This window comes from Sphingomonas montanisoli, assembly GCF_008274695.1.
Taxonomy (GTDB): domain Bacteria; phylum Pseudomonadota; class Alphaproteobacteria; order Sphingomonadales; family Sphingomonadaceae; genus Rhizorhabdus; species Rhizorhabdus montanisoli.
In genome coordinates this window covers 102206-117823 of sequence record NZ_VTOU01000005.1, presented here as the reverse complement: position 1 = coordinate 117823, position 15618 = coordinate 102206, and the positions used below count along the sequence as shown (strand labels likewise).

The 15618-nt window shown below is 65.1% G+C and carries 14 protein-coding genes; 7 read left to right on the top strand and 7 right to left on the bottom strand.

Annotated elements, in window-relative coordinates; all coding sequences use genetic code 11:
• Window positions 1–18: 18 nt before the first annotated feature.
• Window positions 19–966 carry a CorA family divalent cation transporter gene (locus FYJ91_RS18845; protein ID WP_246152745.1) on the bottom strand — a complete coding sequence of 316 codons (948 nt, stop codon included), beginning with the start codon at window positions 964–966 and terminating at the stop codon, window positions 19–21.
• Window positions 967–1308: 342 nt separating this feature from the next.
• On the opposite strand from FYJ91_RS18845, the gene dnaE reads away from it, so the two are divergent.
• Entirely contained in the window at window positions 1309–4755 is a 3447-nt protein-coding gene (dnaE, locus tag FYJ91_RS18840) for a DNA polymerase III subunit alpha (RefSeq protein ID WP_149523876.1), read from the top strand.
• Window positions 4756–4898: 143 nt separating this feature from the next.
• On the opposite strand, the gene arsC is transcribed toward dnaE, so the two are convergent.
• Genes arsC through aroQ form a run of 4 tightly spaced genes read right to left on the bottom strand, consistent with a single transcriptional unit; the run spans window position 4899 to window position 7555 of the window.
• On the bottom strand, window positions 4899–5237 hold the full coding sequence (gene arsC, locus FYJ91_RS18835) for an arsenate reductase (glutaredoxin) (protein WP_149523875.1): 339 nt from the start codon (window positions 5235–5237) through the stop codon (window positions 4899–4901).
• Window positions 5234–6592: an acetyl-CoA carboxylase biotin carboxylase subunit gene (gene accC, locus FYJ91_RS18830; protein ID WP_149523874.1), complete on the bottom strand. Its 1359-nt coding sequence runs from the start codon at window positions 6590–6592 to the stop codon at window positions 5234–5236. Before accC ends, arsC begins: the two co-directional genes overlap by 4 nt.
• A 7-nt stretch (window positions 6593–6599) precedes the next feature.
• On the bottom strand, window positions 6600–7073 hold the full coding sequence (accB, locus tag FYJ91_RS18825; RefSeq protein WP_149523873.1) for an acetyl-CoA carboxylase biotin carboxyl carrier protein: 474 nt from the start codon (window positions 7071–7073) through the stop codon (window positions 6600–6602).
• A gap of 41 nt (window positions 7074–7114) precedes the next feature.
• Window positions 7115–7555, bottom strand: coding sequence for a type II 3-dehydroquinate dehydratase (aroQ, locus tag FYJ91_RS18820; protein WP_149523872.1), 441 nt, complete (start codon window positions 7553–7555; stop codon window positions 7115–7117).
• A gap of 82 nt (window positions 7556–7637) precedes the next feature.
• Between aroQ and thiS the strand changes: the two genes are divergently transcribed.
• From thiS to FYJ91_RS18800, 4 genes are all read left to right on the top strand, one after another.
• Window positions 7638–8642, top strand: coding sequence for a sulfur carrier protein ThiS (gene thiS / locus FYJ91_RS18815; RefSeq protein WP_149523871.1), 1005 nt, complete (start codon window positions 7638–7640; stop codon window positions 8640–8642).
• 115 nt (window positions 8643–8757) lie between these two features.
• Window positions 8758–9861 (top strand): HWE histidine kinase domain-containing protein, encoded by a 1104-nt coding sequence (locus tag FYJ91_RS18810; protein WP_149523870.1) that lies wholly within the window; start codon window positions 8758–8760, stop codon window positions 9859–9861.
• A 36-nt stretch (window positions 9862–9897) separates the two neighbouring features.
• A complete protein-coding gene (locus FYJ91_RS18805; RefSeq protein WP_246152743.1) occupies window positions 9898–10251 on the top strand; it encodes a response regulator in 354 nt (117 codons plus the stop codon).
• A 47-nt stretch (window positions 10252–10298) separates the two neighbouring features.
• Window positions 10299–11669 carry an MATE family efflux transporter gene (locus FYJ91_RS18800; protein WP_149523868.1) on the top strand — a complete coding sequence of 457 codons (1371 nt, stop codon included), beginning with the start codon at window positions 10299–10301 and terminating at the stop codon, window positions 11667–11669.
• Here the strand turns inward: FYJ91_RS18800 and FYJ91_RS18795 are convergent.
• Window positions 11666–12478, bottom strand: coding sequence for an alpha/beta hydrolase (locus tag FYJ91_RS18795; protein WP_246152751.1), 813 nt, complete (start codon window positions 12476–12478; stop codon window positions 11666–11668). The two genes, FYJ91_RS18800 and FYJ91_RS18795, sit on opposite strands and share 4 nt — an antisense overlap.
• Window positions 12479–12709: 231 nt before the next feature.
• A complete protein-coding gene (gene ubiG, locus FYJ91_RS18790; RefSeq protein WP_149523867.1) occupies window positions 12710–13453 on the bottom strand; it encodes a bifunctional 2-polyprenyl-6-hydroxyphenol methylase/3-demethylubiquinol 3-O-methyltransferase UbiG in 744 nt (247 codons plus the stop codon).
• Window positions 13454–13536: 83 nt separating this feature from the next.
• Here ubiG and FYJ91_RS18785 point away from each other — a divergent pair, with 83 nt between their 5' ends.
• Both FYJ91_RS18785 and FYJ91_RS18780 read left to right on the top strand, forming a co-directional pair.
• The gene (locus FYJ91_RS18785) at window positions 13537–14793 is read left to right on the top strand and encodes an aspartate kinase (RefSeq protein WP_149523866.1); all 1257 of its coding nucleotides are present in this window, start codon (window positions 13537–13539) and stop codon (window positions 14791–14793) included.
• Window positions 14783–15601, top strand: a complete 819-nt coding sequence (locus FYJ91_RS18780; RefSeq protein WP_181008588.1) for an alpha/beta hydrolase — start codon at window positions 14783–14785, stop codon at window positions 15599–15601. The genes FYJ91_RS18785 and FYJ91_RS18780 overlap by 11 nt, the downstream gene beginning before the upstream one ends.
• Window positions 15602–15618: the final 17 nt, after the last annotated feature.

Sequence of the window (15618 nt, the reverse complement as noted above, 5' to 3'; positions counted from 1 at the left end):
CATCATCAGGTGATGCATTTAGCGGCGCGTGAAGCCCGACCAGCGCAGCAAAAGGAACGTCGCCGCGGCGGCGCCCAGCGCGATCATCGTGGCGACGAGAGTGCCATGTCCCGCCTGTGCCAAGGGCATGCCGCCCGTGTTCATGCCGAAGATGCCGGTGACGAGCGTTGCCGGCAGCATCAGCGCGGTCGTGATGGACAGGATGTAGAGGTTCTGGTTGGTCCGTTGCGCGGCTTGCCCCTCCAGTTCGTCGCGCAACAGGCGGAGCTGGCCCTGGATCGCCATCACGTCGCCGTCGAGCCCGCGCAACCGCTGCGATATCTTTTCGACCGCGGGAAGCACTGTCATCGGCAGTTCGTCGTCGACCTCGAGCCGACGGAACACCGCATGCATCCCGTCGAGCATGCGGTGGAGTTCGGCGAGGCGCCGGCGGATCAGCATCAGATCACGGGGGGACGGGGGCAGGTGGCCTGCGAGAAACTTGTCCTCGGCGCGCTGCATCTCGACGCTCAGCTGTCGCGCCATGCCGCCGACGACCTCGGCGATCGCGGCGAGCAGCAGATCGAGCGCCTGCGCCGGTTCGGCGACGGTCGCGCCGCGCGTCAACCGCGAACGGACGAGATCGGCGGAGCGCAGCGGGTGCAGCCGCGCGGTGATCATCATACGATCGGTGAAGGCGAGGCGGAGCGCACCGACATTGACGCTGTCGTCATCGTCGAAATCGCGTTCCAGATCGTGCAGCACGCAACCGACCACCCCGCTATCGACCAGTGCGCGCTGGTGGGTGTCGGGGGACAGCAGGAGTTCGCGGACATCGGCGGGCAGGTCGGCCTGCGCGGCGATCCAGTCCTTCGATGGCTGGCTGGCAAGGTTGAGGTGGAGCCAGCGAAACCCCGTACCCGCATCCGCCGAACAATCGTCGACCTGACGCATCGCGCCGTCGTCGAAGGCGAGGCCCCAGATCAATCCGGGCCGCGTCGCCGCCGACGTGAAATCGAAGCCGGTGGGGGGTGAGATAGCCGTGGGACGACTCCGGTTGAGGGGACGACGAAGTGTCCGCTTAGCCGATCATCATGACAAGAGCTGTCATCCCCAACCAAGGCTCGTCATTGCGAGCGCAGGGAAGCAATCCAGACCCGCATGAGAGAGGCTCGCGACCTCTTCTCGAGTGCGGGCCTGGATTGCTTCCTCGCCTGCGGCTTCTCGCAATGACGAGTCTTGGGCTGGGACGAAAGGTTATCCACAGCCGCGTCATCGGCTGGTCCCATTACGGCTGTCGAATCGCGTCGCGATGCCTACATTGCGAATATGGCCTTCAACCCCTTCGTCCCGCTGCGCGTCTTTTCGTCCTTCACGATGCTGGAAGGCGCGATCGATCCCAAGGCGATTTCGAAGCAGGCGAAGAAGCTCGGTTTTCCTGCCGCCGCGATCACTGATCGCAATGGCCTCTATGGCGCGATGGCTTTTTGCGACGGGGCCAAGGGCAATGGCGTGCAGCCGATCGTCGGCACGATGCTTGCTGTCGCGCGGCCGGGGATAGACCGGCTGATCGTCGACTGGCTCGCGCTCTACGCGCAGGACGCCAAGGGTTACGACAATCTGTGCGCGCTCGTCTCCGCCGCGCATCTCGATCGGCCTGTGCATGAGGATGCGCATGTTCCCATGTCGAAGCTCGAAGGGCTCACCGACGGCCTGATCGCGCTGACGGCGGGTGGAGAGGGGGCTTTGACGCGCCTGCTCGCCGAGGAACAGGTGGACGCGGCGAACGCCTATGCCGATGCGCTGGAAAAGCTGTTCCCCGGTCGGCTCTACATCGAACTCGTCCGCCGCGAGCAGGAGGCCGAGGAGAAGGCCGAAGGCCCGCTGATCGACATGGCCTATGCCCGCGACATTCCGCTGGTCGCGACCAATCCGACGAGCTTCGCGGAGCCCGACTTCTTCGCCGCGCACGATGCGATGCTCTGTATCGCCAGCTCATCCTATGTGGAGAGCGCCGATCGCAACAAATCCTCGCCGCACCTGTGGATGAAGGATGCGGCGGAAATGGCGCGGCTGTTCGAGGATGTGCCCGAGGCGCTCCAGAACACGCTGGTCGTGGCGCAGCGCTGCGCCTTTGCAGCGCCTTATCGTAAGCCGATCCTCCCCAGCCTTGCCGGCGATCGCGACGCCGAGGCGGAGGCGCTGCGCAACGACGCGCGCGAGGGACTGGAGAAGCGGCTCGCCAAGATGACCGGCCCGGTCGATCGCGACGCTTATTTCAAGCGGCTCGAGTTCGAGACCGACATCATCATCAAGATGGGCTTTCCGGGCTACTTCCTGATCGTTGCCGACTTCATAAAATGGGCGAAGACCAACGACATTCCGGTCGGCCCGGGACGCGGTTCGGGCGCGGGCAGCGTGGTCGCCTGGTCGCTTACGATCACCGATCTCGATCCGCTCGCGCTGGGGCTTCTGTTCGAACGCTTCCTGAACCCCGAACGCGTGTCGATGCCCGACTTCGACATCGACTTCTGCGAAACGCGGCGGGGCGAAGTGATCCGCTACGTCCAGGCGAAATATGGCCGCGATCAGGTCGCGCAGATCATCACCTTCGGTAAGCTGAAGGCGCGCGCGGTGCTGAAGGACACCGGCCGCGTGCTGCAGATGAGCTATGGCCAGGTCGATCGGCTCGCCAAGCTGGTGCCCAACCACCCGACCGATCCGTGGACGCTCGAACGCTCGCTCAACGGCGTGTCGGAATTCAAGGCCGAATATGACAATGACGATCAGGTCCGCCGCCTGATCGACCTTGCTATGAAGCTCGAAGGCCTGCCGCGCCACAGTTCGACCCACGCGGCGGGTGTGGTGATCGGCGACCGGCGGCTCGACGCGCTCGTCCCGCTCTATCGCGATCCGCGCTCCGACATGCCGGTCACCCAGTTCGACATGAAATATGTCGAGGGCGCGGGCCTCGTGAAGTTCGACTTTCTCGGCCTGAAAACGCTGTCGGTGCTGCAGAAGGCGCTGCAGATGCTGGCGAAGCGCGGCGTGACCGTCGATCTCGATACGCTCGCCTGGGACGATCCGGCGGTCTATCAGCTGCTGCAAAAGGGCGACACGGTCGGCGTGTTCCAGCTCGAATCCGAAGGGATGCGGCGCACGCTGGCGGCGGTGCGGCCGACCTGTTTCGAAGACATCATCGCGCTCGTCTCGCTCTATCGCCCGGGCCCGATGGACAACATCCCGATGTTCGGCGCGCGCAAGAACGGGCGCGAACCGATCGAATATCCGCACCCGTTGCTCGAAGGCATATTGTCCGAAACCTACGGGATCTTCGTCTATCAGGAACAGGTGATGCAGGCCGCGCAGGTGCTGGCCGGCTACTCGCTCGGCGAGGCCGATCTTCTGCGCCGCGCGATGGGCAAGAAGATCAAGGCCGAGATGGACGCGCAGCGCGCCCGCTTCGTCACCGGCTGTGCCGACAAGGCGATCAGCGAGGCGAAGGCCAACGAACTGTTCGACTTGATCGACAAATTCGCGGGCTACGGTTTCAACAAGAGCCACGCGGCGGCCTATGCTCTCGTCGCCTATCACACCGCCTGGCTGAAGGCGCACCACAAGCCCGAATTCTACGCGGCGTCGATGTGCTACGACATGCACCAGACCGACAAATTGTCGATCTTCGTCGAGGATATGCGCCGCATGGGCGTTCCGTGCCTCGGCCCCTGCGTGAACCATAGCGAGGCCGAATATTCGGTCGAGGACGGCGCAGTTCGCTATGCTCTCGGCGCGCTCAAGGGCGTGGGCGAGAAGGCGATGGACGATATGGTCGCCGAGCGGAATGAGAAGGGTCCGTTCAAGTCGCTCGACGACTTTGCCGACCGGATCGACCCGCGCCTGCTCAACCGCCGCCAGTTGGAAAGCCTGGCGGGCGGGGGCGCGTTCGACGCGCTGGAGAGCGACCGTGCGGTGCTGTTCGCCGCCGCCGAGACGATTCTCGCACACGCCGCCGCCGCCGCCGATCAGCGCAATAGCGGGCAGGGTGGCCTGTTCGGCGAAGCGATGGGCGGCGGGGTCGCGCCGATCCGGCTCGATCGCAGCGTCCACTGGGCCTTGATGGACCGGATGGGCGCGGAGAAGGAGAGCTTCGGCTTCTACTTCTCCTCGCACCCGACCGATCGCGTCCGCCACCTTGCCGACGCCAATGGCGCGCGCAGCTATGCGGCCTTGTGCGCGCTGCCTGCGCCGGTCGATGGCGGGCGGGTCAATTCGGTGATGTCGGCGCTGGTCGAGGATGCGCGCTGGCGCACGTCGGCGCGCGGCAAGCGCTACATGATGGCGACCTGTTCGGATGCGAGCGGGCAGTTCATCGCGACCTGCTTCGACGACGATGCCTCGGCCGATCTGGAGGGCGCCGCGAAGGCGGGCGCATGTGCGCTGCTTCGCGTCGAACTCGACTGGCGCGCGGGGGAGGAGACGCCGCGCGTCACGGTCCGTTCGCTACAGAGTTACGAAACGATGCAGTCGATCCGGTTGCGCGTCGATATCGAGACGGCGGAGCTTGGGGCGATCCCGGCGCTCGCGGCTTTGGTCGAGCGCGGCGGGCGGGGCGAGATCTGGCTGAAGGCGCTGCTGCCTGATGGGGCGACGGCCGACGTCCTGCTGGGCCGCGACTTCAATCTTGACGCGGATCTGGTGGCGCGGATCGAGCGGCTGCCGGGTGTCACGGCGCGGATTGGGACGGTGACGGGGCCGAAGCTGGCGCTGGTGGCTTAGCGCCTCTCTTCGTCATTGCGAGGAGCCGCAGGCGACGCGGCAATCCAGGCCCGCATGCGAGAAAGGTCGCGAACCTCGCCTGGTTCGGGCCTGGATTGCTTCGCTACGCTCGCAATGACAAGGTGTGTGGGGCGAGGGCGCCCTTACAGGATTTCCCTAATCTTCTCCGGCGGCCGACCCAGCCGAGCGCCCTTGTCGGTCTCGACCAGCGGGCGTTCGATCAGGATCGGATCGGCCGCCATCGCATCGAGGATAGCATCGTCCGACGCACCCTTGAGCGCCTTCGCGCCGTCCTCGGCCTCGCGCAGACCCTCCGTCGGGGTGATCCCGGCCTTGGTATAGATCGCTGCAATCTGGCTGCGCGACGGCGGGGCCTTCAGATATTCGAAGACCTCCACCTCGACGCCCTGCGTCCCTTCCAGGATCGCCAGCGCCTCGCGCGACTTGGAGCAGCGCGGATTGTGCCAGATGGTCGCCTTCACTCCGCAGCCTCGCTCTGGCGCTCAAGCCACTGTTCCAGCCACTTGATCGTATATTCGCCCTTCTGGAACTCCGGGTCGTCGAGCAGGGCGCGGTGGAGCGGGATCGTCGTCTTGACGCCGTCGATCACGAATTCCTCCAGCGCGCGGCGCAGGCGCCGGAGGCATCCGTCGCGGTCGCGGCCATAGACGATCAGCTTGGCGATCATCGAATCGTAATAAGGCGGGATCCGATAGCCGGCGTAGATGCCGCTATCGACGCGGACATGCATGCCGCCCGGCGCATGGAAGCCCTTCACCGTACCCGGCGAGGGGGCGAAGGTCTTCCAATCCTCGGCGTTGATGCGGCATTCGATCGCGTGGCCGCGGAACTCCAGATCCTCCTGGCGGACCGAAAGCGGCTTGCCCTCGGCGATGCGGATCTGTTCGCGGACGAGATCGAGGCCGGTGATCGCCTCGGTCACCGGATGCTCCACCTGCAGGCGGGTGTTCATCTCGATGAAGTAGAACTGGCCGTCTTCGTAGAGGAACTCGATCGTGCCGGCGCCGCGATAGCCCATATCGGCCATCGCCTGCGAAACGATTTCGCCCATCTCGCTACGCTGGGCGTGGCTGATGACGGGCGAGGGGGCTTCCTCCAGCACCTTCTGGTGCCGGCGCTGCAGCGAGCAGTCGCGCTCGCCGACATGGATCGCATTGCCATTGCCGTCGCCGAACACCTGGAACTCGATGTGGCGCGGGTCGCCGAGATATTTTTCCATATAGACGGTGGCGTCGCCGAATGCCGACTTCGCCTCGCTCCCCGCCTGCATCATCAGGGTTTCGAGCTGATCGGGCTCGGTCACGACCTTCATGCCGCGCCCGCCGCCGCCCGAAGCGGCCTTGATGATGACCGGATAGCCGATCCGATCGGCGACTTCCTTGGCTTCCTCGACCGAGGTCAGCGGGCCGTCCGAACCCGGCACCAGCGGCAGGCCAAGCTTGGCCGCCGTCAGCTTCGCTTCGATCTTGTCGCCCATCGTCCGGATATGTTCGGGCTTCGGCCCGATCCAGATCAGGTTGTGGCTCTCGACGATCTCCGCGAAGCGCGCATTCTCGCTCAGGAAGCCGTAGCCCGGATGGATCGCATCGGCGCCCGAGATTTCGGCCGCGGCGATGATGTTCGGGATGTTGAGGTAGCTTTCGGCCGCAGGCGGCGGGCCGATGCAGACCGACTGATCGGCCAGGCGGACGTGCATCGCATCGGCATCGGCGGTCGAATGGACCGCGACCGTCTGGATGCCCATTTCGTGGCAGGCGCGGTGAATGCGGAGCGCGATTTCGCCGCGATTGGCAATGAGAACCTTCTGGATCGCCACGGATCGATTACTCGACGATCACGAGCGGCTGATCGAATTCGACCGGCTGACCGTTCTCTACCAGGATCGCGGTGACGGTGCCGGCGCGCGGCGCGGGGATGGCGTTCATCACCTTCATCGCCTCGACGATCAGCAAGGTCTGGCCGGCCGCCACGCGGTCGCCGACGCTGGAGAACTGCTTCGCGCCCGGTTCCGGGGAGAGATAGACGGTGCCGACCATAGGCGACTTCACCGCACCGGGATTTTCGGCGGGAGCCACCGCGACAGCCGCGGCAACAGGCGCCGGCGCGGCGGCTGCTGCGGGAGCCGCATAGGCCGGGGCGACGCCCGCGACCGCGATCTTGCGCGCCACCTTGATGCGGCGCTCGCCATCCTGAACCTCGATCTCCGTCAGGTTCGTGTCGTCGAGGAGGACGGCAAGCTGGCGCACCAGATCGGTATCAACCTGCATTGCGCCGCTTTCCTGGGGTTTTTCGGACATGGTGTCTCTTTTTACTGTTGCGACTTTGGGACGCGCTACTGTCAGAAGCCTGCCGCTGCGTCCAGCGCCAGCCGATAGGATAGCGCGCCGAATCCGGCCACCGTTCCCATCGCGGCCTGGCCCACATAGCTGACATGACGGAAGGCGTCACGCTTATGTGGGTTCGACAGGTGGACTTCGATCACGGGGACCGCAACGGCCTTTATGGCGTCGTGGATCGCGATCGACGTGTGGGTGTAGGCGCCGGCGTTCAGCAGCACCGCCTTTGCGCCCTCGGCGTTCGCTTCCTGAATCCAGTCGACCAGATGGCCTTCGTGGTTCGACTGACGCATCTCGATCTCGACGCCCAGTTCGCGCGCCCGATCTTCGAGCAGGCCGGCAATGTCGTCGAGCGTGTCCGAGCCGTAGATTTCGGGCTCGCGCGTGCCGAGCAGGTTCAGATTGGGGCCGTTGAGAACGTAGATGACCGGACGATCCGCCAAAGCCGCGACCCCTTTCCGTTGCGATAGCTGACCCACGGTCCCTATATGGCCGCGCAGGACAAGGCAAATATCGGGAGCGACAATGAACGCGGACGGCACGATTCAGGTGCGGATCAACGGGGAGCATCGCCGGGTGCTGGCGGGCATCACCATCGCCGATCTCGCGCTCGAACTCGGGCTCGATCCCGCCAAGGTTGCGGTCGAGCGCAATCTGGAGGTCGTCCCGCGCTCCACGCTGAAGGACGTGATCGTCGAGGATGGCGACGATTATGAGATCGTGCATTTCGTCGGGGGCGGCGACCATGCCCCCGCCGTCGATGACGATAGCTGGACGGTCGCGGGGCGCACCTTCCGATCGCGCCTGATCGTCGGCACCGGGAAGTATAAGGACTTCGCGCAGAATGCCGCGGCGGTCGAAGCGTCGGGAGCGGAGATCGTCACGGTGGCGGTGCGCCGCGTCAACGTGTCCGATCCCAGCGCGCCGGTGTTGATGGATTATATCGATCCCAAGAAGATCACCTATCTGCCCAACACCGCCGGCTGCTTCGACGCCGAAAGCGCGATCCGCACGCTGCGTCTTGCGCGCGAGGCAGGGGGCTGGGATCTGGTGAAGCTCGAAGTGCTGGGCGAGGCGCGCACCCTCTATCCGGACATGGTCGAAACGCTGCGCGCGACCGAGATATTGGCCAAGGAGGGCTTCCTGCCGATGGTCTATTGCGTCGACGATCCGATCGCTGCCAAGCGGCTTGAGGATGCTGGCGCGGTTGCGATCATGCCACTGGGCGCCCCGATCGGATCGGGCCTTGGCATCCAGAACCGCGTCACGATCCGCCTGATCGTGGAGGGCACCAAGCTTCCCGTGCTGGTCGACGCGGGCGTCGGCACCGCATCCGAGGCTTCGGCCGCAATGGAACTCGGCTGCGCGGGCGTCCTGATGAACACCGCGATCGCCGAAGCCAAGAATCCCATCATGATGGCCGCTGCGATGAAGGCCGCCGTCGAAAGTGGGCGCCTGGCGTATCGCGCCGGCCGGATGGGGCGGCGCATGTACGCAGACCCGAGCAGTCCCTTGGCGGGACTCATCTGAATCGGGCGTTCGCTATCCAATGTCCACTAGTGCATCGAAGCGGCTCGTCGTGTTCGGCATGTCGAGGGAAGTGCATCGCGTTCCGGCTCCGCGAGGCTCAACATAACAGGGTCACATGCCGCAAATTTCGCCCACCGATGACGCCCGGCTCGACGCCCTGGGCGATTACGCCGTGCTTGATACGCCGGCCGAGCCCGATTTCGACGATATCGTGCATATCGCCGCGCATGTCTGCGCGACGCCGATCGCGCTGGTCAGCCTGGTCGAAAAGGATCGGCAGTGGTTCAAGGCCCGCGTCGGCATCGATGCATGCGAGACGCCGATAACCCAGTCGGTCTGCGCGCTCGGTCTGGCGCGTGACGAATTGCTGATCATCCCCGATCTGACGGCGGATTCCCGCACCGACGCTAACACGCTCGTCACGCAAGATCCCAATCTTCGCTTCTATGCCGGTGCGCCGCTGATCACGCCTTCGGGGGTCGCCATCGGCATGCTGTGCGTCATCGACACCAGGCCCCGCCCCGAAGGCCTTACCACGGAGCAGCAGCATACTCTCAGGGCGCTCGCGCGGCAGGTGATAGTCCAGCTCGAATATCGCAAGGCCATCGTCGTTCAGCAGACGATCGAGGCCGAGCGCCAGTTGCTCAACGAAGAACTCAGCCACCGCCTCAAGAACACACTGGCGATGGTGCAGGGGATCGCCAATCAGACGCTCAAGTCAGTGGCCGATCGCGCGCCCGTCGAGGCGTTCGACGCGCGGCTGCTGGCGTTGAGTTCGGCACACGACATCCTGATGCGCGAAAGCTGGGCCAGCGCGCGTATGAACCTGATCGTCGAAGGCGGGATGAACCTTCATGCGCCCCAGCACCGTTTCACGGCGAAAGGCTGCGACACGCTGCTTGGCCCGCGCGGCGCATTGTCCACCGCGATGCTGGTCCACGAGCTTGCGACCAACGCCGTGAAATATGGCTCGCTTTCGTCTCCAACCGGCCACGTCGACATAAGCTGGCGGATCGAGCCGGGTGAAAAGGGCGAGGAATTCGTCCTCGAATGGCGCGAACATGGCGGCCCCCCGGTCGTCGTACCGGAAATCAAAGGTTTCGGGTCCAGACTGATTTCCACAGGGCTATCGGGAACAAGGCGGGTTGAGGAGAGTTTCGCCCCTTCTGGTTATGAAGCGTGCTTCCGCGCGCCGCTTTCCCGTATGCGGGAAAACTGATCTGTATCCGGGTTGTGGGGCGTGGTGGGGCAGGACTTGAGCAAAAGACTGAAAGTGTTGGTCGTCGATGACGAACTGTTCGTTCGCATGATGGCGATCGACGTGGTTTCCGACGCCGGTCATGATCCCTACGAAGCCGGCGATGCGGACGAGGCGGTCGAGATGCTCGAAGCCGAGCCCTATGACGTCGTCTTCACCGATATCAAAATGCCCGGATCGATCGACGGCCTCGGCCTCGCCGCGCTCATCCACCAGCGCTGGCCACAGACGCATGTCATCGTCACCTCAGGCCACCTGACCCTGCCCGACCTTCCGCAAGACACCGTGTTCCTGCAGAAGCCCTATCGTACGGCCGCGCTGTCCGAACGGCTTCACTCGATCGCGGGATGAACCGCCGGCTCGACCTTCGGGGGCGCAGCCGCTAGCAGACGGCGGCCATGACCACCGCCACCAATCCCTGGACGCTCGAAGCCCGCGCGTTGCTCGCGCTCGCGATGCCGCTCATCGTCGGCAATCTCGCCTGGTCGGCGATTGCGGCGGTCGATCTGATCTGGCTTGGCGAGCTCGGCTCCGATGCGGTGGGGGCGGGGGCACTGGCGCTCAATCTCTACAATGCCCTGATGGTGTTCGGCATGGGGCTGTCGACAGCCGTGTCGCCGATGATCGCGAGCGAGCGGGGCAGGCGGATCCACCCGGTACGCGACGTGCGGCGGACGATGCGACAGGCGATGTGGTCGATCGCGATCATCAGCCTGCCCGTGTGGCTGCTGCTCTGGTACAGCGAAGATGTGCTGATCCTCATGGGGCAGGAGCCTGCGCTGGCGCGCGATGCCGCGCTCATCATGCACGGACTGCAATGGGCGTTCCTGCCCTATCTGCTGTTCTACGCGCTGCGCAATTATATCGGCGCTCTGGAGCGGCCGATGTCGGGCGTGCTGATCGTGGTGGCCGCGATCCCGGTCAACGCGCTGGTGGGCTGGGTTCTGATCTTCGGCCATCTGGGCTTTCCCGCAATGGGCCTGTTCGGCGCGGGGCTGGCAAGCAGCCTCACCGCCGGCTTCATGTTCGCGGCGATGCTTGCGGTGATCCTGACCGATCGGCAGTTCCGCCGCTATAGCCTGCTCGTCCGCTTCTGGGCGCCGGATTGGCCGCGCTTCCGCTATCTGTGGAGCCTGGGCCTGCCGATCGCGGTCACGCTCGCTCTCGAAGTCACGGTGTTCAACGCCTCGGCCTTTCTGATGGGGCTGCTCGATCGCGCCTCGCTCGCCGCACATGCCATCGCGATCCAACTCGCCGCTTTGTGCTTCATGGTGCCGCTCGGTATCGGGCAGGCGGCTACGGTGCGGGTGGGGATGGGCTATGGCCGGGGGGACGGGGATGCGGTGGCACGCGCAGGCTGGCTCGCGATCGCGCTTGGTCTCGCGTTCGCGGTCGTCACCGCGATCCTGCTGGTGGCATTTCCGCGCCAGTTGATCGGGCTGTTCATCGATGTGGCCGCGCCTGCCAACGCCGATGTGGTGCGGATCGCCATCTCCTTCCTGATGGTCGCGGCGCTGTTCCAGCTGGTCGATTGCACGCAGGCGATCGGTGCTGGCGTGCTGCGCGGGCTGCACGATACGCGAGTGCCGATGGCTTTCGCGGCGGTGGGCTATTGGGTAATCGGCATCGGCGTGGGCGCCTTCCTGGCTTTCCGCACGCCGTTGCGCGGGACCGGGCTGTGGCTGGGGCTGGCGGCGGGCCTTGCCGCCGTCGCGATCTTGATGGTCGTGCGCTGGGCGATGCGGGAACGGTTGCGGCTCGTCGCCTAGCCGAACACCGTCTTCAGCCAGTCGTCGACGATCGCGGTTGCGGGGTAATCGGCGCGGCCGAGTTCGCGGTTAATCTCCATGTGACCGCGCAAACCCTTGCCATCGATTGCCTTCACTTGCGCTGGCGTGCCGGATTTCGCGAGCGCCTCACCCAGCGCCTCGGACTGCGCCTTGCCGTCGGCGCGGTCGATGTGGAGGATCAGGAAGGTGGGGGCGTTCGGCCCGGCGGCGTAGGTAGTAGGCGATAAGGCGCGCTGGCGGGCGATGTCGCTCCCGAACGCCTGTTCATAGGTGTTGCGCATCATCGGGCCGGCCTGATCGAGCTGGCTGGGCACGTCGTAGGCGGCGCCGTCGAGCGCGATCACGCCGCGCACCGCGCCCTCGGTCAGCCCCAGCGCCTCCAGCCAGCGCTCATCGGTGCCGACCAGCGCGACCAGATGCGCGCCCGCGCTGTGGCCCATGATGACGATCTTCGTCGGATCTATCCCGATCTTCGCGGCGTTGTCGCGCGCCCAGGCGATCGCGGCGGCGACGTCCTGCGCCTGTTTTTCCACTGTCGCGGCGGGGACGAGGCGATAGTTGATCGACGCGACGGCATAGCCCTGTCCGGTCAGATGCCCGACCATGTCGGCTCCGGTGGCATTGGTCTTGTCCCCCTGTTTCCATCCGCCGCCGTGGACGAACAGGACGAGCGGTGTCGGTTTGGTCGCGCCCTCGGACGTCCACAGATCGAGCTTTTGTGAGGGATCGGCGCCATAGGCATATTCGGCGGCACCGGGCGCGGGATCGGACTTCATCCGCGCCGCCATCCGCTCACGCATCGCCTTGCGCAGAGGGCCTTCGGAAAAGGCGGGGATGGTGAGGGTAGCGCCGACGACAACGGCAGTGATCAATTTCGTCAGTCTCATCCGCACCTCCACCGTTCGTGTCGAGCGAAGTCTAGACACGTCCGCACACACACCCAGTCAACGTGTCTAGACTTCGCTCGACACAAACGGACTTGGAAATGGAGCGACGAGACTGAACCTCGCCTTACGGATTCAGAGCGTCGCGTGCTTGAGCGTCAGGAAGTAATCGAGGCTCTCATCCTCGCTCAGCGCAAAGCCCTTGGCGATCGAGAAGCCGAGGCCGCGCCGGTCGATCACCTCCAGCCCCACAGCATTGGCATGCCCGGTGAGTTCCTCGGGCGTCAGGAATTTGCGCCAGTCGTGCGTGCCCTTCGGCACCATGCCAAGCCCTTCGCCGACCGTGATCAAGGCGAGCTTCGACGCTGGTGTTCGGTTCGGCGTGGAGAGGATCATGAGGCCGCCCGGTGCGAGCAGCCGCGCGAGCGCCGCAATGAAGGCGGCGGGATCGGTGACATGCTCGATCACCTCCATCGACGTGACGAGATCGAACGGCTCGGCGTCGAGCGCCTCGGCCCCGCATGCGCGATAGTCGATCGCCAAACCCTGATTTTCGGCATGCACCTTGGCGACCGCGATATTCTCCGGTGCGGCGTCGATCGCGGTTACGGCCGCACCCATCCGCGCTAGCGGTTCGGCGAGCAGCCCCGCGCCGCAGCCGACGTCCAGCGCGCGCAGCCCCTTTAAGGGCTTGAGCGATGCCGAATCCAACCCCCAATGCAGGTTTGCCTGCTCGCGCAGATAAGCGAGACGCGGCGGATTGAGCTTGTGGAGCATCGACGAGCTGCCGGCCGGATCCCACCACTCGCCCGCAAGTTTCGCAAAATGCGCGGCTTCTTTGGGATCGATCGTTGCGATTTGTGGGGTGCTTGCGTTCATGGTGCCCCCTCTCTATCAGGGCCGCGCTCTTGGACCCAAGGGCTTTTCCGGTCCTTTCGGACCCGCAGCGAAGACGGACGACAATGGCGCGCATCGTGATGAAATTCGGCGGAACCTCGATGGCGGGGATCGACCGAATTCGCAACGTGGCGAACCGCGTCAAGCATGAGGTCGAACTCGGCAACGAGGTGGCGGTCGTCGTCTCGGCAATGTCGGGGGATACCGATCGGCTCGTCAACTTCTGCCGCGAAGCCTCGCCGCTCTACGATCCGCGCGAATATGACGTCGTGGTCGCATCGGGCGAACAGGTGACGAGCGGCCTGCTGGCGATCACGCTGCAGTCGATGGGCGTGAAGGCGCGCAGCTGGATGGGGTGGCAGTTGCCGATCCGCACCAGCGACGCGCATGCCTCCGCTCGTATACAGACGATCAATTCGGACGCGATCGGCGCCGCGATGGCGTCGGGCGAAGTCGCGGTCATCCCCGGCTTCCAGGGGCTGACCGAAGATGATCGCATCACCACCTTGGGTCGCGGCGGATCGGACACGTCGGCGGTCGCGGTGGCGGCGGCGATGAAGGCCGATCGCTGCGACATCTACACTGACGTCGACGGCGTCTATACGACCGACCCCCGTATCGTCCCCAAGGCGCGCAAGCTCGCCAAGGTGACGTATGAGGAGATGCTGGAGCTCGCTTCGGTCGGTGCGAAGGTGCTCCAGACCCGATCGGTGGGCCTTGCGATGAAGGAGAAGGTGCGGGTGCAGGTGCTCTCCTCCTTCGACCAGCCGACCGGCAATCCCACGCCCGGCACAATGATCGTGGGCGAAGACGAACTTGAAGGAAGCACGATGGAACGGCAGCTCATCACCGGCATCGCTTATGACAAGAAGGAAACCAAGGTCACGCTGACCGCGGTTCCCGATCGACCCGGCGCGGTGGCCGCGATTTTCTCGCCGCTGGCCGATGCCAACATCAACGTCGACATGATCGTGCAGAATGTCGCGCACGATACGGGTTCGACCGACGTGACCTTCACGGTGCCTTCGGACGAAATCGCCCGCAGCCTCGATACGCTGGAGCGTGAGCGCAGTGCGATCGGCTATGACAAGCTGATCCACGATGCGAACGTCGCCAAGATCTCGGTCGTCGGCGTCGGCATGCGCAGCCATGCGGGTGTCGCATCGAAGATGTTCTCGACCCTGGCCGACCGCAAGATCAACGTCCTCGCGATCACCACATCGGAGATCAAGGTCTCGGTGCTGATCCATGAGGATTATACCGAACTTGCGGTCCGCGCGCTTCACACCGCTTATGGTCTCGACGCCGAGGATGCGGCCTGATCCCATAATCCGGGGGAACGGCGCCGTTCGTTTTTGGGCGCTTCTCGCGCTGCTGACGCTCGCGGGCTGCGCGGGGACGATCCGCGAACGGGTGTTCGATACGCAAGGGTCGGCGCGCAGAGTTGTCGCCGATCCGGTCTGGCCCGGTCGCGCGCCCGAACGGGTTGCGGCGCATACCGCCGACGGATTGACCCTGCGTGGCTGGTATTGGCCGGCGCAGGGCGGCAAAAACGACCTGATCCTGTTCTTCCACGGCCGCGGCGGCAATGCCGACCTGGCGGCGAAAATGGCTGAGCCGCTGATCCATGACGGGCGCGGGCTGCTGATCGCCGACTATCGCGGCTTCGGCGACAATCCGGGCGTGCCGAAGGAAAAACGGCTGTTTCGTGATGGCGATGCCTTCGCCGCGCTCGCGCGGCGACTGGCGCCGGACGCGCGGCTGACGATCTTCGGCTATTCGCTGGGCAGTGCGATTGCGATCGATCAGGCGGTGAAGCAGAAGCCCGCGCTGCTCGTCACGCTCGGAGCCTTCGCGCGGCTGAAATCAGTATCACCCGATTATGCCAAACCGTTCCTGCCCGACGAATTCGACAATCTGGCGGCGGCGCAGCGGCTGTCGTCGCCTTGGCTGATCCTCCACGGCACCGCCGACGAAACGGTCCCTTTCGGCAACGCTGGACGCCTGAAGGCGGCCGCCGCTGCAGGTGCGAAGCTGATCCCGCTGGACGGCGTCGGGCACCGCGCCGACTTTGCCACTCTGGCGCCGATGCTCTGGCGAACAATGGACGGCGGGCTTTCGGCCGACTAAGCGGGCCCAAACGATAG